Annotated in this window: 17 protein-coding genes; 7 read left to right on the top strand and 10 right to left on the bottom strand. The window is 66.8% G+C overall.

Annotated features, from left to right (window positions below):
- Nucleotides 1–28: 28 nt before the first annotated feature.
- Nucleotides 29–2314 (top strand): TonB-dependent receptor, encoded by a 2286-nt coding sequence (locus BLQ58_RS19580; RefSeq protein WP_092601335.1) that lies wholly within the window; start codon nucleotides 29–31, stop codon nucleotides 2312–2314.
- A 73-nt stretch (nucleotides 2315–2387) separates the two neighbouring features.
- A complete protein-coding gene (locus tag BLQ58_RS19575) occupies nucleotides 2388–3074 on the top strand; it encodes a Fe2+-dependent dioxygenase (RefSeq protein ID WP_092601333.1) in 687 nt (228 codons plus the stop codon).
- Nucleotides 3075–3171: 97 nt separating this feature from the next.
- Here BLQ58_RS19575 and BLQ58_RS19570 read toward each other — a convergent pair whose 3' ends face one another.
- Nucleotides 3172–4062: a LysR family transcriptional regulator gene (locus BLQ58_RS19570; RefSeq protein WP_092601331.1), complete on the bottom strand. Its 891-nt coding sequence runs from the start codon at nucleotides 4060–4062 to the stop codon at nucleotides 3172–3174.
- Nucleotides 4063–4213: 151 nt separating this feature from the next.
- On the opposite strand from BLQ58_RS19570, the gene BLQ58_RS19565 reads away from it, so the two are divergent.
- Complete coding sequence (locus BLQ58_RS19565; protein WP_092601329.1) at nucleotides 4214–4612, top strand: tautomerase family protein; 399 nt, start codon at nucleotides 4214–4216, stop codon at nucleotides 4610–4612.
- A 129-nt stretch (nucleotides 4613–4741) separates the two neighbouring features.
- The gene (locus BLQ58_RS19560; RefSeq protein ID WP_092601327.1) at nucleotides 4742–5575 is read left to right on the top strand and encodes an aldo/keto reductase; all 834 of its coding nucleotides are present in this window, start codon (nucleotides 4742–4744) and stop codon (nucleotides 5573–5575) included.
- A 43-nt stretch (nucleotides 5576–5618) separates the two neighbouring features.
- Here BLQ58_RS19560 and BLQ58_RS19555 read toward each other — a convergent pair whose 3' ends face one another.
- Nucleotides 5619–6113: a hypothetical protein gene (locus BLQ58_RS19555; RefSeq protein WP_254776025.1), complete on the bottom strand. Its 495-nt coding sequence runs from the start codon at nucleotides 6111–6113 to the stop codon at nucleotides 5619–5621.
- Nucleotides 6114–6324: 211 nt separating this feature from the next.
- Here BLQ58_RS19555 and BLQ58_RS19550 point away from each other — a divergent pair, with 211 nt between their 5' ends.
- Both BLQ58_RS19550 and BLQ58_RS19545 read left to right on the top strand, forming a co-directional pair.
- Nucleotides 6325–6924, top strand: coding sequence for a BPSL1445 family SYLF domain-containing lipoprotein (locus BLQ58_RS19550; RefSeq protein ID WP_092601325.1), 600 nt, complete (start codon nucleotides 6325–6327; stop codon nucleotides 6922–6924).
- Between the two features lie 175 nt (nucleotides 6925–7099).
- Nucleotides 7100–8035 (top strand): recombination-associated protein RdgC, encoded by a 936-nt coding sequence (locus tag BLQ58_RS19545; RefSeq protein WP_092601323.1) that lies wholly within the window; start codon nucleotides 7100–7102, stop codon nucleotides 8033–8035.
- Nucleotides 8036–8107: 72 nt separating this feature from the next.
- On the opposite strand, the gene BLQ58_RS19540 is transcribed toward BLQ58_RS19545, so the two are convergent.
- On the bottom strand, nucleotides 8108–9073 hold the full coding sequence (locus BLQ58_RS19540; protein ID WP_092601529.1) for a quinone oxidoreductase family protein: 966 nt from the start codon (nucleotides 9071–9073) through the stop codon (nucleotides 8108–8110).
- A 176-nt stretch (nucleotides 9074–9249) separates the two neighbouring features.
- Between BLQ58_RS19540 and BLQ58_RS19535 the strand changes: the two genes are divergently transcribed.
- A complete protein-coding gene (locus BLQ58_RS19535) occupies nucleotides 9250–10230 on the top strand; it encodes a tripartite tricarboxylate transporter substrate binding protein (RefSeq protein ID WP_254776030.1) in 981 nt (326 codons plus the stop codon).
- Nucleotides 10231–10397: 167 nt separating this feature from the next.
- Here the strand turns inward: BLQ58_RS19535 and BLQ58_RS19530 are convergent, their stop codons facing one another.
- The 7 genes from BLQ58_RS19530 to ccsA form a co-directional block, all read right to left on the bottom strand.
- Nucleotides 10398–11588 (bottom strand): ribonucleotide-diphosphate reductase subunit beta, encoded by a 1191-nt coding sequence (locus tag BLQ58_RS19530; protein ID WP_092601321.1) that lies wholly within the window; start codon nucleotides 11586–11588, stop codon nucleotides 10398–10400.
- Between the two features lie 137 nt (nucleotides 11589–11725).
- Nucleotides 11726–14674 carry a ribonucleoside-diphosphate reductase subunit alpha gene (locus BLQ58_RS19525; RefSeq protein WP_092601319.1) on the bottom strand — a complete coding sequence of 983 codons (2949 nt, stop codon included), beginning with the start codon at nucleotides 14672–14674 and terminating at the stop codon, nucleotides 11726–11728.
- Between the two features lie 713 nt (nucleotides 14675–15387).
- Entirely contained in the window at nucleotides 15388–15981 is a 594-nt protein-coding gene (gene ampD, locus BLQ58_RS19520; protein ID WP_092601317.1) for a 1,6-anhydro-N-acetylmuramyl-L-alanine amidase AmpD, read from the bottom strand.
- Complete coding sequence (locus BLQ58_RS19515) at nucleotides 15974–17650, bottom strand: sigma-54-dependent transcriptional regulator (protein ID WP_092601315.1); 1677 nt, start codon at nucleotides 17648–17650, stop codon at nucleotides 15974–15976. Before BLQ58_RS19515 ends, ampD begins: the two co-directional genes overlap by 8 nt.
- A 38-nt stretch (nucleotides 17651–17688) precedes the next feature.
- Nucleotides 17689–19710, bottom strand: a complete 2022-nt coding sequence (locus BLQ58_RS19510; protein WP_092601313.1) for a sensor histidine kinase — start codon at nucleotides 19708–19710, stop codon at nucleotides 17689–17691.
- A complete protein-coding gene (locus BLQ58_RS19505) occupies nucleotides 19707–19973 on the bottom strand; it encodes a PP0621 family protein (protein WP_092601311.1) in 267 nt (88 codons plus the stop codon). The genes BLQ58_RS19510 and BLQ58_RS19505 overlap by 4 nt, the downstream gene beginning before the upstream one ends.
- Before the next feature lie 51 nt (nucleotides 19974–20024).
- The gene (gene ccsA, locus BLQ58_RS19500) at nucleotides 20025–20969 is read right to left on the bottom strand and encodes a cytochrome C assembly family protein (RefSeq protein ID WP_092601309.1); all 945 of its coding nucleotides are present in this window, start codon (nucleotides 20967–20969) and stop codon (nucleotides 20025–20027) included.
- Nucleotides 20970–21043 lie beyond the last annotated feature (74 nt).

The following is a 21043-nucleotide window of genomic DNA, read 5'->3' as shown; positions in this document are numbered from 1 at the left end:
GGCAGTACGGGGCGCACTGGAACTGACAATGCTCCGTCGCACCCCTGTGGCCACCGCGCTGGTGGCCCTCTTTGCCGCACCCGCCGTCTTCGCGCAGCAAGCCGCCCAGCCGGCGCAACAGGCGCCCGCAGCGCCCGCCCCAGCCCCTGCCCCCTCCACCGCCCAATCGACGCCGCAAAAGGGCGAATCCGTGCCGCAGACGCTGCGCGCGGTGACGGTCCAGGGCTCCACCGCACGTGACGACTTCAATCCCACCGGCAGCCAGCTATCGAAGCTGCCGGCCGACCTGCGCGATGTGCCGCAATCGGTGACGATCGTGAACCGGGCGCTGATGGAATCGCAAGGCGCCAGCTCGCTGGCCGATGCGCTGCGCAACGTGCCCGGCATCACCATCGGCGGCGCCGAGGGCGGCCAGATCGGTAACAACATCAACCTGAACGGCTTCTCGGCGCGCACCGACATCTACCTGGATGGCTTCCGCGATCGCGGCCAGTACTACCGCGACACCTTCGCGCTGGACCAGGTCGAAGTGCTGATGGGCCCGTCGTCGATGCTGTTCGGGCGCGGGTCCACGGGCGGCGTGATCAACCAGGTCACCAAGAAACCCAAGCTGCAGGCCGCCACCGAGGTCACCGGATCGGTCACCACCAACGGCCTGGTGCGGGCCACGGCCGACGTGAACACGCCCACTGGCGATACCTCGGCCTTCCGCATCTCGGCCATGGCCCAGGACGGCAAGCCGAGCACGCGCGACGAGATGACGGTGCAGGATTTCGGCATCGCGCCGTCGTGGCGTTTCGGCATCGGCACCTCGACGGAGATCACCCTGTCGGCGTTGCTCCAGCACAACGAGGACATGCCCGACTACGGCCTGCCCGCCATCAACGGCCATCCGGTCAACGTCGATCGCAATACGTACTACGGCTTCAACAACGACCGCACGCGCCAGAACATCGTGTCGCTCAACGGCGCCATCGATCACAAGTTCTCGCCCAACCTGCGCCTGCGCAACGTCACGGCATTCAACTATGTGGAAACCGATGCGCGCGAGACCGCGCCGAATGCGGTGGGATCGATCAATGCCGCCGGCGCATTTACCGCGCTGACCAGCACCAACCTGCCGCTGTCGCAGCTGTACGTGCGCCAGCAGAGCCATGACCGCAACATCCGCGACTACTCGATATTCAACCAGACCGAGCTGACCGCGAAATTCGACACGGGCCCGGTCAAGCACACGCTGCTGACCGGCCTGGAACTGGGCCACGACGGCTACAACAACCAGAACTACTACCGCAATGGCAGCTGCGGCAGCACGGCACTGAACCCGGCCACGGGCACGTCCGGCTTCGTCGCCTGCACGCCGGTCATCGATCCGCCGTATCGGGATTCGCCGGGCAGCGTGGCCACCCGCACCGGCAACCTGCAGGGCGGCTCGGCCAACACCGTGGCCGTCTACGCCAACGACTCGATCGAGTTCTCGAAGCAATGGAAGGCGGTGGCCGGCCTGCGCTACGACAAGTACATCGCCAGCATCAGCAACTCGGTCAATTCCGGCAACACATCGGGCAGCACGGCGTTGCCCAACGCCAGCCAGGACGTCCACTTCACCAGCGTGCGCCTGGGCGGCATCTGGCAGCCGACCGAGACGCAGTCGTACTACATTTCCTACGGCACGTCGTTCAACCCGTCGCTGGAACAGCTGGTCGGCACGGTGGGGCAGCAGTCGCTGGACCCCGAGAAGAACAAGGCCTACGAGGCGGGCGGCAAGTGGGATCTGATGAGCGGCAACCTGTCGGTGACGTCGGCCATCTTCCGCATCACCAAGGACAACGCGCGCAGCCAGATCGACACCACCACGTACGCGCTGACCGGCAAGATCCAGGTGGATGGCTTCCGTGCCGGCGTGACCGGCCGCATCACGCCGAAGTGGCAGGTGTTCGCGGGCTATACGTACCTGGATGCCGAGATCAAGAGCGGTATCGCGGCCGGCACGCAGGGCATGGTGCCGACCAACACACCCAGGCACACGGCCACGGCATGGACCAGCTATTCCATCCTGCCAAGCTGGGAAGTGGGCGGCGGGGCGTTCTACATGTCACAGCGCTATGCCAACAATACCAATACGGTGCAGGTTGGCGGCTTCGTGCGCTGGGACGGCATGATCGCCTACCACCAGCCCAGGTACGACGTGCGCCTGAATCTGTTCAACATCTTCGACAAGAAGTATTACGATGCGCTGATCCAGTCGGACGGCGGCCGGTCGGTGCCGGGCACGGGCCGTACCGCGATGCTGTCGTTCACCTATCGCATGTAAGCGCCGCCGGGGCCGCACGCCGCGCCTGGCTGTTTCGCCACGGCCGGCCTCCGGCCCCAACCGGATTTCTCCGATGCTGGTTCGTATTCCGAAGGTTCTCAACGCCGAACAGGTGGCCGTGGTGCTGGCCCAGCTGGAACATGCCGGCGATGCGTGGGTGGACGGCCGCGTGTCCGCCGGCTATTCCGGCGCGCCGGTCAAGTTCAACCAGCAGATCGACGAAAGATCCGAGGTGGCCGCCCAGTGCCAGCACCTGATCCTGTCCGCGCTGGAACGCCATCCTCTCTTTATTAGTGCGGTGCTGCCGAACATCGTCTATCCGCCAATGTTCAACCGCTACAGCGAGGGCATGACGTTCGGCGCCCATGTCGATGGCGGCGTGCGCATCCACCCGCACACCGGGCGCAAGCTGCGCACCGATGTGTCCGCCACGCTGTTCCTGTCGGACCCCGCCAGCTACGACGGCGGCGAATTGCAGGTGGAAGACACGTACGGCGTGCACGCGGTCAAGCTGGCCGCCGGCGACATGGTGATCTACCCCGCCACGAGCCTGCACCAGGTGACACCGATCACGCGCGGCACGCGGGTGGCCAGCTTCTTCTGGATCCAGAGCCTGATCCGCGACGACGGCCAGCGCGCGCTGCTGTTCGACATGGACAACGCGATCCAGACGCTCAATCAGACCAACGCCGACGAGCGCGCGCGGCGCAGCCTGGTCGGCTGCTATCACAACCTGCTGCGGCAGTGGAGCGAGACCTGAGCGCGGCCGTCCTGCCGTCCTGCCGTCCTGCCGTCCTGCCGTCCTGCCGTCTTGCCGTCCTGGCCGGGCCCGGGTTCGACCCGCCTCATCTGGCCGTTCAGCCAAATTGCTCCGCCAGCGCCTGCCGCGCCTGGGCGATGAATTGGCTCTCGCCCCGGCGCGCCCCTAATAGATAGAACTCCGCCGAAGGCAGTGCCGGCAGCTTCCAGCCGGCCACGTCCGCCGCATCCAGCGGCGTCACGCCGGGCCCGATGGCCGACGCGTTGAGGCACGACACGCCCAGCCCGGCGGCCAGCGCCAGATGCAGGCCGGCCACGCCCGAGGCCGAGTGCGCGATCTCGAATTCGCGGCGGCGCCGCATCAGCAACTGCACGACGAACTGGTGCATCGAGCAGGTATCGGGCAGCAACACCAGCGGCAGCGTGGCCTGGGGTTCTTCGGAAATTTCCGGTGCGGCTACCCATGCCAGCGGCTCGCGCCGCAGCACCGTGCCGCCGCGTGTGGCGCCCGCAGTCTTTTCGGCGCCGCGTGCGCCGATCAGCCGCATGCTCAGGCCGATGTCGAACGCATCCATTTCGGCCGCCGCCTCGATGGCGGCGCTCTTCATGACCGTGACGTGCAGCTTCAGGTAGGGATAGCGGTCACGCAGCCGGCGCAGCATGCCGGCGATCTCTCCGGGGCGGAAATAGTCCGTCACCGCCAGCCGCAACTCGCCGTCGAGCGTCTGGCCGCGCAGTTCGGCCAGCGCCTGTTCGTTCAGCGACAGGATCCGCCGGGCATAATCCAGCAGCCGGGCCCCGGCCGGCGTCAAAGCCGCGCCCTTCTTGCCGCGCGTCAGCAGCGGCACGCCGGCACGCGCCTCCAGCTTGCGCAGTTGCTCGCTGACCGACGATTGCGACAGGAACAGCCGGGGGGCAGCGGCCGACAGGCTGCCGCTCTCGGCCACGGTCACAAAGGTCCGGAGCTGGTCCGTTTCGAATCCACGCATAATTTGAAGTTTCGGCTATTCCGATAGATGGCATCGTATATTCCCGCTTTTCCGATTTCAAGGGAACGCCTACGATGACATCACCGCAGCACGCCAACGCCAATACGCAAGCGCGCCGCAACGTGAAATCCAAACCCGAAAGGAGCCAGTCATGCCCCACGTATCCCTGCAGATTTCCGGCCATCCCGATACCGAACTGACGCGCCGCGCCGTGGCCGTGGTGGGTGAGCTGACCCAGCGCGTGCTGGGCAAGGAAGCCCCGGTGATTGCTACCACCGTGACGTTCATCCCGCGCGAGCAGTGGTTTATTGGTGGCAAGCCGCTGTCCGAGCACGACAAGGGACGCAACGCCTTCCAGCTCGACATCAGCGTGACCGACGAGACCAACACCAAGGCCGAGAAAGCCGAATACCTGCGCCAGTCGCACGCCGCGCTGTCCGAACTGATCGGCGACGTCAACGAGGTGTCCTATATCCATGTAATCGACGCACGCGCGGCCGCTTATGGCTATGGCGGCAAGACGCAGGAATTCCGGCACCAGCACCGCTGATGGCTGGCGCCGCCCGCCCGACGCCGATGGCTGCAGTCAGGTAAAAAGTGCCGTGCGGGCGGCGCGCTTGTGCCGCGTGGCGATGTTCACTAGTGTGGAGGGCAAGTTTCCCGATACCGGAGGCATCGCATGAAGCAAGTCACGCTACCTGGCGGCGAGCGCGTTCCCGCGCTGGGCATGGGCACCTGGAATATCGGCGACCACCGCGCCACGCGCGCCGAGGAAATCGCCACGCTGCAGATGGGCCTGGACATGGGCCTGCGGCTGGTCGACACCGCCGAGATGTATGGCGAAGGTCTGTCCGAATCGCTGATCGGCGAAGCGCTGGCGGGTCGGCGCGACGACGCCTTCCTGGTCAGCAAGGTCTATCCGCACAATGCCAGCCGCAAGGGCGCGGTGGCAGCCTGCGAGCGCAGCCTGCGCCGGCTGGGCACCGACCATCTGGACCTGTATCTGTTGCACTGGCGCGGCGATGTGCCGTTCGAGGACACGATCGCGGCATTCCAGGCCCTGCAGGCAGCCGGCAAGATCCGTTATTTCGGCGTCAGCAACCTGGACCTGTCCGATATGGAGGAATTCTGGGACACCCCCGGAGGCGATGCCGTGGCGGTCAACCAGCTGCTCTACAACCTGAGCCGGCGCGGGATCGAGTTCGACCTGCTGCCATGGTTGCGCGAACGCAACGTGCCGGTGATGGCCTATTCGCCAATCGAACAGGCGCGGCTGCTGCGCAACGCCAGCCTCAAGGGCTTTGCGGCGCAGCATGGCATGACGCCCGCGCAGGCCGCGCTGGCCTGGCTGCTGGCGTCGGACGACATCATTGCGATTCCCAAGACCGGCCAGCGCGACCGCCTGCGCGAGAACATGGGCGCGCTCGATATCACGCTGACGCCGGACCAGCTGGCCGAACTGGACAGGCTGTTTGCGCCTCCGCGTCACGCGCAGCCGCTGGCGATGCTGTGACGCGGCGCCGTTTCAGACAGGAAGGACGAGGCGGAAGCCGCGCTCAGTGCTGGCCGGCCTTGTACCGTTCCACTTCCACGTAGCGGGTCAGGTAGGTGCGGGCCTTCTCACGGGTATCCGTGGTCACGCGCTCGGCTGCCTGGCGGGCGCTGGTCTGGCCGTGCGCGCTGCTCATCTGCGCCGACAGGTACGACTGGAAGGCGTCGTGCATGACCTTCAGCTGGCCCTTGCACGCGTCGATCGCCCCGGCTGCCACCTCCTTCGACGTGCCCTTGCCCTTGGCGCCGTCGCTGGCGCGGTCCTGCACGCAATCCATATATTTGGCGCGCTCGGCCTGCCAGCCGGAATTCATCTGCGCCGATTCCTGCCTGGCTTCGGCTGTTTCAACCGCGGGCTGGGATGCACAGGCGGCGAGCAGCAGCGCGGCCAGCGGCATGGCCAGCGCGCCCGCGCGTACCCATCCCAGTGGGCGCTGCGCTGCAACATGCGGGGTCGACAGAGGGAAATCGGGGTGGGCGTTGGACTTCTGGAAAGACATGGGCAAGGGGGCGATTGGCTGATACATGGTCACAGACCGGTATGGTAACGGGCCGGTTCCAGAACAAGTTCCGCCAATTTGCAAGAAAGTATGACCAGGTCATGTCAGAGGCCCCTCCCCTCCGTGTCAGACAAAATCGCATTTGCGGATGTGCCTTGCCCGCCTATGCTTTAGAGGCGGTTGCAACACATGAACCCTCCTGGAGGAAATAATGAAACGTCGAACCTTCCTGTCCGCCGGCAGTGCCGGGGTTGTCGGCCTCACCGGTCTGTCCGTGGGCGCCCTGTCGCTTGCAGGATGTAGCTTCACCGGCCCCAAAGACTCGGGCGACGCAGCGTCCAAGCGTCGCGAGATCGATACGGGCGCCACTGACACGCTGAACCGCCTCTATTCCACTGCCAATGGCGCGCGGGATCTGGGCGCCAAGGCCAAGGGCATCCTGATCTTCCCGAAACTGCTGTCGGCAGGCTTTATCGTCGGCGGCGAGTACGGCGACGGCGTGCTCCGTTCCGGCGGTGCGGACCGCGGCTACTACCGGGCCATTTCGGGCTCGGTCGGCTGGCAGATCGGCGCACAGTCCAAGGCCTTCATCCTGATGTTCATGACCCAGGACGCCTACGACAAGTTCGTGCGCAGCAGCGGCTGGCAGGTGGGCGCCGACGCCACGGTGGCGCTGGCCACGATCGGTGCCAATGGCCAGATCGACACCAACACAGCCCAGCAGCCGATCATCGGCTTTGCCATGACCAACGCGGGCCTGATGGCCGGCCTGAGCCTGGAAGGCACCAAGATCTCGAAGCTCAATATCTGACAGGCGGGTCCGGCGCCTGCCCGGCGCCCATCCGTTGCGTACCACACGGCGCCCACGTTGCGGAACACTTGCATTCCGTAACATGGGCGCCGCTTTTCTTCGTTTCACCCCTGCGCCAAGCCGTTAGAATTCGTCCCTTGCCAATTTTCCAACCCGCACGCGAGGCCGAATTCTCATGTGGTTCAAGAATCTCCAGATTCATCGTTTCTCCGCCCCGTGGACGCTGAGTGCAGAAGACGTTGAGGCCTGCCTGGCCAAACACGCGTTTTACCCGGGCACCAGCCTGGAAATGCAGACCCAGGGCTGGGCGTCGCCGCGCGACAACGACCAGCTTGTGCATTGCGTCAACAAGCAGATGCTGCTGGTGCTGCGCACCGAAAAGAAGCTGCTGCCCGCCACCGTGGTCAATCAGGTCACCAAGGCGCGTGCCGCCGAAATCGAGGAGCAGCAAGGCTTCAAGCCGGGCCGCAAGCAGCTGAAGGAACTGAAGGAGCAGGTCACCGAGGAACTGCTGCCGCGCGCCTTCAGCATCCGCCGCGATACCCGTGTGTGGATCGACCCCGTCAACGGCTGGCTGGCCATCGACGCGGCCGGCACGGCCAAGGCCGACGAAGTGCGCGGCATGCTGTTCAAGGCCATCGACCCGCTGCCCGTGGTGGGCCTGCAGGTCAACCTGTCGCCGGTGGCGGCCATGACCGAGTGGCTGGCCACCGACACCGCACCGGCCGGTTTCACGGTCGATCAGGAAATCGAACTGCAATCGAGCAGCGAGACCAAGGCCACCGTGCGCTACGTGCGTCATCCGCTCGATCCCGAAGACCTGCGTCGCCATATCGAAGCCGGCAAGCGATGCACGCGGCTGGCCATGACCTGGAACGACCGCGTGTCGTTCGTGCTGACCGACGCGCTGGCGGTCAAGCGCGTGAATCCGCTCGACGTGATCAAGGAACAGGCCGACGCCACGCTCCACGACGAGAACGAACGCTTTGACGCCGATTTCGCCCTGATGGCCGGCGAATTGGCGGGCATGCTGGCCGACCTGACCGACGCGCTCGGCGGCGAGCGCAAGGCCGAAGGCGCGATGCCGGCTGACCAGCGCAAGGCCGCCTGAGCCCCGCTCCGCCCTTTTGCTGACCGTCTCCGCGCCCCGGCCCTGCGCCGGGCCGCGGTGGGAGCACGCATCTCAGTCCAGCGTCAGCACCACGCGCTGGCCGGGTTCGCCCGCCTGGCGCCAGGCGGTCGCCACCTCGCACATCGGCAACTGCCCCGGCGGATCGATCGACAGGTAGCCGGCGTGCATGCAGCCCAGGACATCCTCGACCAGGAAGCGCAGATCTTCGGCCGGAGGATGGCTGGCGGGGCCCCACCCCATCAGCACCGCGCGTGAGTCGCGCAGCGCGATCGGCGCCAGCATGACGCTGGCCGCCCGGCGGTCGACCACGGACACCACACGCGTGGCGTGGTCGGCCGGCAGGGCCGATGCGCCACCCGCCTGGACCAGCGCCGACAGCAGCAGCTCCAGCGTCTCGCCCCAGACAAAATCGAGCACCACGTCGATGCCATCGGCGGCATGGCTGGCGAATGCATGCTGCAACAGGCTGGGCGCCTGGCCGAGATCGATCTGCGCATCGGCGCCCGGCATGGTCTGCAGGTCGATGCGGTGTGCCGCCACGATGACGCGCCCGGCGCCCTGCAGCCGCGCCGCCTGCATGGCCAGGCGCCCCGCCAGCCCGGCGGCCCCCAGGATCAGCACCGTCTCGCCGGGCGCCAGGTCCGCACGCGCCGCCAGTGGCAGCCAGGCGCCCAGCGCCGGCCCCACCAATGCGGCGGCGTCGGCGGAAGCGACCGGGTCGGGTATCGGCACCACCCATTGCGCCGGTACGAACTCCGCCATCGCACCAAACGGACTGCGGCCCGCGCGGAAATATACGCGCCGCCCGTCGGCCAGGTAGCCAACGCCGTCGCGGCCGCAGATATAGGGCAATTCCAGCGGCATGCAGGCATGGTGCCCGCGTGCGATGGCCAGGTCCGCCGGCCGGATCACTGCCGCGCAGACACGCACCATGACTTCGCCGGCGCGCGGCTCGGGATCGCGGAATTCGGTAAAGCGCGGGACTTCGCCCAGCTGTTGCACTACTACGGCTCGCATCGTGTCGTTCTCCTTGGTTGAGATCCGCGAACGATCGTATGCGGCCATTTGCCCAGCGTCTTTGAGGCGATTCTGAAAGCGAAGCGCGCGTAGAATCTGGTCAAAACAGCAAAAAGACGCCACGGACAAAGACGTCATCGCCATCCAGACCCGTTGAGGAGACCCCCTTGAAGTCGTTGCGCCCCTTTGCCAGCCCCGCTTTTGCGGCACGTACGCTGGCCGCCCTGCTGCTGGCCGCCGCCGGCACGGCCCACGCCGCCTGGCCAGCAGACCGCCCCATCAAGCTCATCGTGCCGTTCCCGCCGGGGCAGGCCACCGATATCTTCGCCCGCGCGCTGGCCGAAAAGCTCGGCAAGCAGCTGGGCCAGTCGGTGATCGTGGAAAACCGGGCCGGCGCCGGCGGCAACATCGGCATGGAAGTGGCCGCCAAGGCCCCGGCCGACGGCTACACGATCGTGATGGCCGGCAGCGCCATGGCCATCAACCAGACGCTGTACAAGAAGCTCAATTACGACCCGCGCCAGGACTTTGCGCCGGTGTCGGGCGTGTTCTCGGTGCCGCTGGTGTTCCTGGCCACGCCGCAGTCGGGCTTCACTTCGCTGCGGGACCTGATCGCCAAGGCCAAGGCCGCGCCGGGCAAGTACAGCTACGCCAGCGCAGGCATTGGCGGCACGCAGCACCTGTCCGCCGAGATGCTCAAGGCGCAGACCGGCACGTTTATCGTCCATATCCCGTACAAGGGCAGCGGCCCGGCCCAGGCCGACTTCCTGGGCAACCAGATTCCGCTGATGGTGGACTCGGTCACCGCCGCCATGCCGCTGATCCAGACGAACAAGGCGCTGCCGCTGGCGGTGACCACGGCCAGGCGCGTGCCGCAGTTGCCATCGGTGCCCACCGTGCGCGAACAGGGCGTGCCGGGGTTCGAGGCGCTGGGCTGGGCCGTGATGATGGCCCCCGCCGGCACCCCGCCGGCCATCGTCACCCAGCTCAACGCGGAAACGGTGAAGGCGCTGCAATCGCCCGAACTGCACAAGTTCATCACCGACCGCGGATCCGAGCCGATGCCGATGACGCCGGCCGAAACCGGCAAGTTCGTCGACAGCGAGATCAGGAAGTGGTCGGCCGTGGTGAAGCGGTCGGGGGCGACGGCGGATTGAGCGATGGTTGCCGGGCGCGCGCCCGGCTTCTGCCCCACCCCGGACATTCCCCGCCCCAAAGAAAAACGGCCACCGGGTTCTCACCCGATGGCCGCTCCTCACCCGTCCTGGCTGCGTGGACTGTTCAATGCATGTAGTTACCGCTGTGCAGCCGACCCTTCAATCGGTCAGTCCCACGACAGCGCGCCGCCGGTCTGGTACTCGATCACGCGCGTCTCGAAGAAGTTGCGTTCCTTCTTCAGGTCGATCATCTCGCTCATCCACGGGAACGGGTTTTCCTCGTTCGGGAACAGCTGTTCCAGGCCGATCTGCTGGCAGCGGCGGTTGCAGATGTAGCGCAGGTAGCCCTTGAACATCGGCGCGTTCAGACCCAGCACGCCGCGCGGCATGGTGTCCTCGGCGTAGCGGTATTCCAGATCCACGGCCTTCTTGAACAGTTCGGTGATCTCGGCCTTGAACTCGGGCGTCCACAGGTGCGGGTTCTCGAGCTTGATCTGGTTGATCAGGTCGATGCCGAAGTTGCAGTGCAGCGATTCGTCGCGCAGGATGTACTGGTACTGCTCGGCGGCACCGGTCATCTTGTTCTGGCGGCCCATGGCCAGGATCTGCGTGAAGCCCACGTAGAAGAACAGGCCTTCCATGATGCAGGCGAAGACGATCAGGCTCTTCAGCAGCTTCTGGTCGTTCTCCGGCGTGCCGGTCTTGAACGACGGATCGGTCAGCGTGTCGATGAACGGGATCAGGAACTCGTCCTTGTCGCGGATCGACTGCACTTCATGGTACGCGTTGAAGATCTCGGCCTCGTTCAGGCCCAGCGATTCCACGATGTACTGGTACGCGTGCGTGTGGATCGCCTCTTCGAAGGCCTGGCGCAGCAGGTACTGGCGGCATTCCGGCGCCGTGATCTGGCGGTAGGTGCCCAGCACGATGTTGTTGGCGGCCAGCGAGTCGGCCGTCACGAAAAAGCCCAGGTTGCGCTTGATGATGCGGCGCTCGTCCTCGGTCAGACCGTTCGGGTCCTTCCACAGGGCGATGTCGCGCGACATGTTGATTTCCTGCGGCATCCAGTGGTTGGCGCAGCCGGCCAGGTACTTTTCCCACGCCCACTTGTACTTGAACGGCACCAGCTGGTTCACGTCGGTGGCGCCGTTGATCACGCGCTTGTCGGCGGCGTTCACGCGGCGCGTGCTCTGGGCGGCGGCGGCGTTCGGGTTGTTGCCGAGGATGCCCGTCGGCGCGGTGGCGGCCGGCGGCAGTACGCCTTGCTGGTCGGGCGTGGCGGACGGCGCGGCGGGTTGCAGGGCAGGCTGCGGGGCAGCTTGCGGCGTGGCTTGAACGTCGTCGTCCCAGCTCAGCATGTTGTGTTCTCCGATGATTCGATTAGGGGCGGCTGGTGGCCAGCATCACGCATCCGGGTCAGGATGCGCCGGCCCTCTCCCCCGGCCCCTCTCCCGCATGCGGGAGAGGGGAGAAAACCGAGGGGGTTGGTATTACGTTACTGGCAGGCTTCGCACTCTTCGAAGCCGGGGTCGCCCGGACGCATCGTGCAGACGGCGCCTTCGGCTTCCGGCATGGCCGGGGCCGCGGCGGCGGCCGCGTCGATGGCCGACTGGCCGTCCGCGCCCGACGACACCGCGTTCAGCGAACCGCGCGTCACGGTGGACTTCTCCACGTGCGTGGCGGCCATCGTGCGCAGGTAGTACGTGGTCTTCAGGCCACGCAGCCATGCCAGCTTGTACGTGTCGTCCAGCTTCTTGCCCGATGCGCCGGCCATGTAGATGTTCAGCGACTGGGCCTGGTCGATCCACTTCTGGCGGCGGCTTGCGGCCTCCACCAGCCAGGTCGGCTCCACTTCGAACGCGGTGGCGTAGATGTCGCGCAGGTCTTGCGGGATGCGGTCGATGCGGGCCAGCGAACCGTCGAAGTACTTCAGGTCGGCAACCATCACTTCGTCCCACAGGCCGCGGTCCTTCAGGTCGCGCACCAGGTAGTCGTTCACCACCGTGAATTCGCCCGACAGGTTCGACTTCACGTACAGGTTCTGGAACGTCGGCTCGATGCAGGCGGACACGCCGATGATGTTCGAAATGGTCGCGGTCGGGGCGATCGCGATGCAGTTCGAATTGCGCATGCCGTGCTGCTTGATGCGGGCGCGCAGGCTGTCCCAGTCCATCGTCGACGACAGGTCCACGTCCAGGTAGCCGCCGCGCTCTTCGGCCAGCAGCTTCAGCGAGTCCTGCGGCAGGATGCCACGGTCCCACAGCGAACCCTCGTACGTGCTGTAGCGGCCGCGCTCTTCGGCCAGTTCGGTCGATGCGTGGTACGCGTAGTAGCAGACCGCTTCCATCGACGTGTCGGCGAACTTCACCGCGGCGTCGCTGGCGTACGGCGTGCGCAGCACGTGCAGGCAGTCCTGGAAGCCCATGATGCCCATGCCCACCGGACGGTGGCGCAGGTTCGAATTGCGCGCCTTCTCCACCGCGTAGTAGTTGATGTCGATCACGTTGTCGAGCATGCGCATCGCGGTGCGGATCGTCTTCTGCAGCTTGGCGTGGTCCAGCACGTGCGTGCCGTCGGCCTGCTGCTTCAGGTGGGCCACCAGGTTCACCGAACCCAGGTTGCACACGGCGATTTCGCTTTCGTTCGTGTTCAGCGTGATTTCCGTGCACAGGTTCGAGCTATGCACCACGCCCACGTGCTGCTGCGGGCTGCGGATGTTGCACGGGTCCTTGAACGTGATCCACGGATGGCCGGTCTCGAACAGCATGCCCAGCATCTTGCGCCACAGCTGCATGGCCGGCACCTTCTTGAACAGCTTCAGTTCGCCGTTGGCAGCCTTGGCTTCGTAGCCCAGGTAGGCCTGCTCGAAGGCCTTGCCCACCTTGTCGTGCAGGTCCGGGCAGGTGGCCGGCGAGAACAGCGTCCATTCGCCGTTTTCCATCACGCGCTTCATGAACAGGTCCGGAATCCAGTTGGCCGTGTTCATGTCGTGCGTGCGGCGGCGGTCGTCGCCGGTGTTCTTGCGCAGTTCCAGGAATTCCTCGATGTCCAGGTGCCAGGTTTCCAGGTACGCGCAGACCGCGCCCTTGCGCTTGCCGCCCTGGTTCACGGCCACGGCCGTGTCGTTGACCACCTTCAGGAACGGCACCACGCCCTGCGACTTGCCGTTGGTGCCCTTGATGTGCGAGCCCAGCGCGCGCACGTTGGTCCAGTCGTTGCCCAGGCCGCCGGCGAACTTCGACAGCAGCGCGTTTTCCTTCAGGGCTTCGTAGATGCCTTCCAGGTCGTCCGACACCGTGGTCAGGTAGCACGACGACAGCTGCGAGCGGCGCGTGCCCGAGTTGAACAGCGTCGGGGTCGACGACATGAAGTCGAACGACGACAGCAGCTGGTAGAACTCGATGGCGCGGGCTTCGCGATCCTTTTCTTCCAGCGTCAGGCCCATGGCCACGCGCATGAAGAACGCCTGCGGCATTTCGATGCGCACTTCGTCAACGTGCAGGAAGTAGCGGTCGTACAGCGTCTGCAGGCCCAGGTAGTTGAACTGGAAGTCGCGCGAGGCGTCCAGCGCGGCACCCAGGCGGGCCAGGTCGTACGTGGCCAGCTTTTCGTCCAGCAGTTCGGCTTGGATACCGCGGGCGATGAACTTCGGGAAGTACTCGGCGTACTTCGTCGACATTTCGGCCTGGGTCACTTCGGCGCCCAGGATTTCCTTGCGGATCGTGTGCAGCAGGATACGGGCAGTCACCTGGCTGTAGGCCGGGTCCTTCTCGATCAGCGTACGCGCGGCCAGGATGGCCGAGTCGTAGACCTGCGTCATCGGCACGCCGTCGTACAGGTTCTTGAGCGTTTCCTTCAGGATCGGCTCGGCGCTGACGGCATTGCCCAGGCCGCTGCAGGCGTTGTCGATCAGCGCGTGCAGCGCCGCCAGGTCCAGCGGACGCGTTGCGCCGTTGTCGGTCACGTTGAACGACGCGCCGGATTCCTGCACGCGGGCCACGGCCTGCGCGTTGGCCTGGGCGCGCTCCTGCGTGCGCTTTTCGCGGTACAGCACATAGGCACGGGCCACCTCATGCTCGCCCGAGCGCATCAGCGCCAGTTCCACGTGATCCTGCACGTCCTCGATATGGAAGGTGCCGCCATTCGGACGGCTGCGCACCAGCGCGCGCACCACGGACTGCGTCAGTTGTTCCACCAGCTCGCGCACGCGGGCAGATGCCGCGCCCTGGCCGCCGTTGACGGCCAGGAAGGCCTTGGTCACCGCCACGGCAATCTTGTTCGGCTCGAACGCCACCACGGCGCCGTTGCGGCGGATCAGCTTGTAGTCCTGGTACGAAACGCCTGCACCGGCAGGGCTCTGCTGCGAGCTACCGGCTGCTGCGCCACCGATTCCGGTTGCGCCAGTCACGCCGGTGGTTTGTTGTTCGTTTTGGGCCGTTTGCATGAGGTAACTCCGGTATTAACCCTGAAATGAATACTTCTGTTCTTGTACTGAGACGACAAAGTCCCTAGCAAAATGCGCTGTAGAAGTCACTTGATTCAGGCGATGCCAGTTGCGAACCAAACTGCTCGTGCGGACACTTTGCTAGGGACTTTCGGTACTGCGCCGACCCGCTAATCCATATGCAGTAGATGTCGCATATTGCCGCGACGATTGCTGCACCTGCCGGCCGGTTCCCCGGTAGCACCACTAGATGTTGTGGTGCCGCTCAAAACTGGGCCTAAGTATAGTGAAAAGAGACCGCATGACCAGTCTTGACAAGCGCGGTCTGGGGTCTTGGCGGTCCGGTGCGGCGCCGCCACATTCCCGCAAAGCGCGCTGCCTCAAGGCTTCGCGGCGTCACGTTCGGTGGCGCACAAAATTTCGAAAATTTTTTAATGGGAATGGATCACCGATAGGCGACCCAGGATGGGGCGCGCGCGTGATCGCCGGGGGCGCGATTGTAGCGGCCCTTGCGCCGGAATGAAGCGGCGCACACGCAACTGCGCCGGTATTTTTCAGCGCGATGACAACTAACGGTGCGTGAGGTTTTGCAGGCGCCACATTCCCCGTTTTGACGCCGACCGGCGTTTTGCGGCGTTTGCGCAACACAGTGATTATCCCTACACAGATCGGATCATTCGTGCCGATACGGCTGGCGGCTGGCGGCTGGCGGATTACGGCCGGTAGGGCAGCAGCGCGGCAGGCAGGCCGGCCAAGGTCGCAAACCGGTCCCAGTCGAAATACGGCCCCGGATCGGTCTTGCGCCCCGGGGCGATGTCGCTGTGCCCGGCAATGCCCTGGATCGCGTACGCGCGGCGCAGCGCGGCCACCAGCGCGGCGGCGGTGTCGTACTGGGCCGGCGTGAATGGCTGGTCGTCGGCGCCCTCGATCTCGATACCGATCGAGAAGTCGTTGCAGCGGGGCCGTCCGCAGTATTCCGACTGCCCGGCATGCCACGCGCGCTCCGTGCAGGCCACGAACTGCACCAGTTCGCCGTCGCGGGCGATCAGGAAGTGGGCCGACACACGCACATCGCGGATGGTCTCGAAGAACGGGTGGCGCGACGCATCGAGCCGGTTCTGGAAGAACGCCTCGATGTCGCCCGTGCCGAACTGGCCGGGCGGCAGGCTGATGTTGTGGATGACCACCACGTCCACCGGCGCGCCGTCGGGCCGCGCATCGAAATTCGGCGACGGCACGCGGCGGGCGGCGGGCACCCACCCTTCGGCGTCAGGCGTGAAGTCGTGGCGGCCGGCGACGTCAGGCATCGCGTCCCTCGCCTTCGGCCAGCGATTCGCCATCGTCGGCGGGGTCGCGGCCATCCCGTCCATCGCGTTCGTCGCGAATGCCCAGCTGCTGGATGCGGTAGCGCAGCTGGCGGAAGTTCAGGCCCAGCAGCGGCGCGGCCGCCGTCCGGTTGAAGCCGGTCTGGCGCAGCGCACGCAGGATCAGCTCGCGCTCCACGGCTTCCAGCCGCGCGGGCAGGTCGATCGGGAATTCGAGGTCGGCCAGCGCGGCGCCCAGCGGGTCGGTCGCCGCGCCATCGCCGCCCGGCGCGGCTTCGCCATCGTCCGCGCCGGGTTCGGGCGCCGGGTCGGCAAGACCGCCCATCGACGGCGCCGCGCCGGCGGCCGGCCAGGTCGTCGGGCTGCCCCACGGGTGATAGCTGGCCGGCGCGGGCACGGGCGCGATGGAAGGCATCGGCGCCATACCCGCCTGCAACAGGCTGGCGCGCTCCATGCCGGCGTCGAGCGGGCCCAGATCGGCCACGGCGATCTCGTCGGTCTCCGCAAACGCGTAGGCACGCTCCAGCAGGTTTTCCAGTTCGCGCACGTTGCCCGGGAACGGGTACGCCGCCAGGCGTTCCAGCGCGGCGCGCGACAACCGCTTGGGATGGGCGTCGCCATAGCGCGTGGCCAGGTGTTCCAGGATGGCATGCGCCAGCACGGGCACGTCCTCGCCGCGCTCGCGCAGCGTCGGCATGCGCAGTTCCAGCACGTTGAGCCGGTAGTACAAGTCCTGCCGGAACAGGCCGGCCGCCACCATCGCGGCCAGATCCTTGTGACTGGCGCACATCACGCGCACATCGACGCTGTCTTCCTTGCTGGCGCCGATCTTGCGCACACGCCGTTCCTGCAGCGCGCGCAGCAGCTTGACCTGCATGGCCAGCGGCAGGTCGGCCACCTCGTCCAGCATCAGCGTGCCGCCGTGGGCGGCCTGGAAGAAGCCCCCGCGCTCGGCGTCGGCGCCCGTGAAGGCGCCCTTCACATAGCCGAAGAACTCCGACTCCATCAGCGTTTCGGGAATCGCGCCACAGTTCACGGCAACGAACGGATGGTTCGACCGCGCGCTGATGGCGTGGATGGCGCGCGCGGCGCGCTCCTTGCCGCTGCCGGACTCCCCGCTGATCACCACGGGCGCCATGCTGCGCGCCAGCCGCGACAGCGAGCGCCGCACCTCGTTGACGGCCGCCGATACGCCGGGCAGCAGCTGCGCCGCGCGATCGGCCAGCTCCGACGACTCCGCCGGGCTGCCGCCATCGGCGGGCGCGCGGTGCTGCCGACCCAGCGCGTTCAGGATCAGCGTGCGCAATTGTTCCAGCGAGACCGGCTTGGCGATGTAGTCGAATGCGCCCGCCTTCAGCGCATCCACGGCGTTGTCGGCGCTGCCATAGGCCGTGATCACCGCGACCGGCGTCCGTTCGGGCGACGCCGACAGCTGGCGCACGATGTCGATGCCCAGCCCGTCGCCCAGGCGCATGTCGGTCAGCACCAGGCTGTAGCGACGCTCGGCCAGGCGCAGGCGCGCCTCGGCCAGCGAACCGGCCAGCACCACGTCATGGCCCATGCGGCGCAGCGAAATGTCCAGCAGCTCGCGCAGATCGGCCTCGTCGTCGATGACGAGAATCGGGGCGGGGGCGGGCGGTCGGGGTGGCATGACGAAGGGATGTCCGGTTGTTGTTGTGACGATGCGAACTAGCCGGCGATGGCCGCATCGACCACGTCGGGGGTCTCGATACGCATCGTCAGCACGAATGCCTTGGCCGGGAGTGTATCGCGAGCCCCGCCAGCCAGCATTCCGGTGCGATCCAGCAACGCGTCGAGCATGATCGCCCCGTAACGCACCTGGGCGTCGTTCGCCCCGCAGAGTTCGCGCGCCATGAACAGGCCCAGCCCGGTGCCCTGCGGATTGCTGGTGAAGAATGGCTCGAACAGGCTGCGCTGCTGCTCGCGCGTGACTTCGGCCCCATCGTTCCAGACGATCAGTTCGGCGTGGTGCTGGTCCAGCGCGTGGGCCAGCAGCCGGATCGATCCCGGCAGCCGGCTGCAATAGCGCCAGGCGTTGTCGAGCAGGTTGCCCAGCACCTGTTGCAGTTGCGAGGCATCGAAGATCACCGGCCCCTGCAGGTCCACGGCCACGCGCAGCGCATTGGGATTGACCTCGGCGCGGGCGCCGGCGCGCGAGCGCATCTCCAGCCGCCAGCGATCGACGATCTCCGGCAGCGCCTGACCCAGATCCACCGCGCTATGGCCGGCCTTGGGGCGGCGCGACAACTGCAGCACGTCGGACACCACCTGGTCCAGCCGGCGCACGTTGTCGCTGATGATGCGCAGCAGCCGGGCGTCGATGGCGGAACCCTCGCCGCCGCCCGAATCGGCGAGCAGCTCGTTGGCCTGGCTGATGGCCGCCAGCGGATTGCGGATCTGGTGCGCCACGCTGGCCACCAGCCGGCCCATGGCCGCCAGTTTCTCCTGCTGCACCTGCTCGGCGATCCGCTCCCAGCTTTCTATATGGACCAGCACCGTGTCGCGCATTTCGCTGCGCAGCAGGGTTTCGTCTTCCGGGCTCCAGGCCATGGCTTCGTTCTGGGCGATCGCCAGCCGCAGCCGTGCCGCGCCTTCGGCCGACATGTCGTGCAGGCCCGTGGTATCGCCACCTAGCGACGACACGCCGTTCAGGGTGGCCCGCAGCCCAGCCAGGCCCGGCAGCACGAAGCGCAGGCGCAGTCGGGTGTGGAGCATCGGCGTACGGCTGGCCGTCGGGCGCGACGGCAGCGGCAGCAACTGCAGGATGCGCGGCACGTCGTCCTTGCGCTGGATCCAGTCGCGCAACATCTCCATCAGCGGCTGCAGGCGCGGGATGCGGCGCAGGTCGAACAGCACGTTGTCGCGCTCGCCCGCGCGCACCTGGCCGTGCCTGACCCGCTCGTGCGGCTGCACGCCCAGCAGCACGAACGCTGCCGGGTTGGCGGCCACCACCGCGCCGTGGGCGCGCACCAGCATCACGCCGTCCTGCATGTCGTTCACCATCAGCCGGTTCACCAGCTGCTGCATGCGCAGTTCCTGCTCGCGCGCCAGCGCCAGCTGCTCCTGCGCGAGCTGGCGATTCGCCAGCATGTACATCAGCAGCGCGGCGATCATGAAGACCAGCCCGAACAGGCCGGAGCCCAGCAGGTTGGCGTCGGCCTGGCGCACCAGCAGCGTCTGGAGGAACGGATTGGCCATCACCAGCATGGCCGACACGGCGGCGGTCAGCAGCGCGAACATCAGGCTGGTCAGCGCCCCGGCCTCCAGCGCGGGCAGCAGGAAAATCATCGCCAGCCCCTCGCCGTGATTGCCGCTGCGGCCCAGCACCATATAGATGGCAGCCAGCAGCGCCAGGTCGACGATGACCTGCGCCCGCACACGCACATGGAAATGGCGCCGCCATAACGTGCCCAGCAGCGTGGCCAGCCCGATGCACAGGTACGGCACCACCACCGGAATCGCGGCGGCCGTGCGCGCGCTGGCAGCCAGGTCGGCCACGGCCACGCCGGCCCCGGCACGCTCCAGCGGCAGCCAGGCATAGCCCAGCAGCAGCACGGCCACGGTGGCGCGGGTCCAGCAGAAGTAGCGCAGCAGGCGCCAGTGGAAATCGGGCGGCTCGGGCTGGCGCCAGAGATCGGACAGCGTATGCCACCCGCTCAGCCGCGACCAGACCGACGCCCGCCGCTTCACGCCCCGCCCTCGCCGGCCGAATCCGGCAGGTGGCTGCGGCGGCAGTAGTGCTGCCCCTGCCACACAATGGCGTCAGTGCGCGGCAGGTGCACGCCGCATTGCGCGCATTGCACCATCGGCTGGGTCGCCTCGGGACTGGCGGCTTCGCGGCCGGCGGCAGCATCGCGCCGTGCCGTGCCGGATGCCTGGCGTGCGCTGGCGCGCTGGCGCAGCCACCAGAGGACGCCCAGCACGACAGCCAGCAGGATGAAGATTCTTGCCATGGATCGGAAATACGGGAACGGGTTGGCCTGGAGAAAGGACGATGGATCCGGTCAGGTGATCCGGTGCAGCACCACTTCGATCACGAAGCGGCTGCCCACATAGGCCAGCAGCAGGATGCCGAACGATGCGATGACCCAGCGCAGCGCCGTGCGGCCGCGCCAGCCGCGGAAGTGCCGGCCGATCAGGATGCCGCCGAACATCAGCCAGGAGATGATCGCGAAGACGGTCTTGTGATCCACCCGGAATGCGCGGGCGAACAGCTGCTCGGAGAACAGGAAGCCCGACGCGATGGTCAGCGTCAGCAGCACGAAGCCGGCCGCGATCAGGCGGAACAGCAGTTTTTCGAGCGTCAGCAGCGGCGGCAGCAGGTCGAGCCAGCGGCCCAGCCACTGCCCCGACGCCGGCTCGCCGGCCGCGGGCCGGGTGAACCCGTGCAGCCGGCGCTCGGCCAGCAGCATCAGGAAGGCATGAAAGGCGGCCAGCGTGAACAGCCCGTAGGCCACGTTGGCGATCACGAAATGCAGCTTGAACAGCGGCCGCGCCGCGTAGCCCAGGATCTGCGCGCCCGGAAACGCCAGCGGCATCAGGCTGGCCAGCATCGCCACCGGGAACACGATCAGCCCCAGCCCGGCCAGCGAGAAGAAGAAGCTTTCGATCCAGTAGATACCCACGCCCAGCCACAGCATGGCCGACAGCGCGAAGGCGAAGCCGAACATCATGCGATCGGCCGGGAAGATGGTTTCGTGCAGCAGCACGCCATGGCTGACCAGCGCGGCCAGCACCAGCCCGTGCCACCAGCCGGGCTGGCCATCGGTGCGCCCGCCGTTGGGCGTGGGCGATGACATCAGCACGGCCGTGGCGCCCCCGCCGGGACGCCCCGATGGCCCGACCGTGGCCCCGCCGGCTACCGCCAGTTGCGGGTTGCGCGTCGCCCAGCCGTGAAAGGCCAGGCCGCAGTAGAGAATTGCCGTCAAGGCATACAGTACAATGGCCATTTGCGCAGTTTACCTTAGTGCCATCACGGGTGGTTCTGGCGATGGGATTCCCGCCACACCCTCTTGCCCCGAGC

The sequence above is a fragment of the Ralstonia sp. 25mfcol4.1 genome (assembly GCF_900104095.1).
In the GTDB taxonomy this organism is placed as follows: domain Bacteria; phylum Pseudomonadota; class Gammaproteobacteria; order Burkholderiales; family Burkholderiaceae; genus Cupriavidus.
The sequence above is the reverse complement of the archived record's forward strand: the minus strand, read 5'-3'. Positions and strand labels throughout refer to the sequence as shown.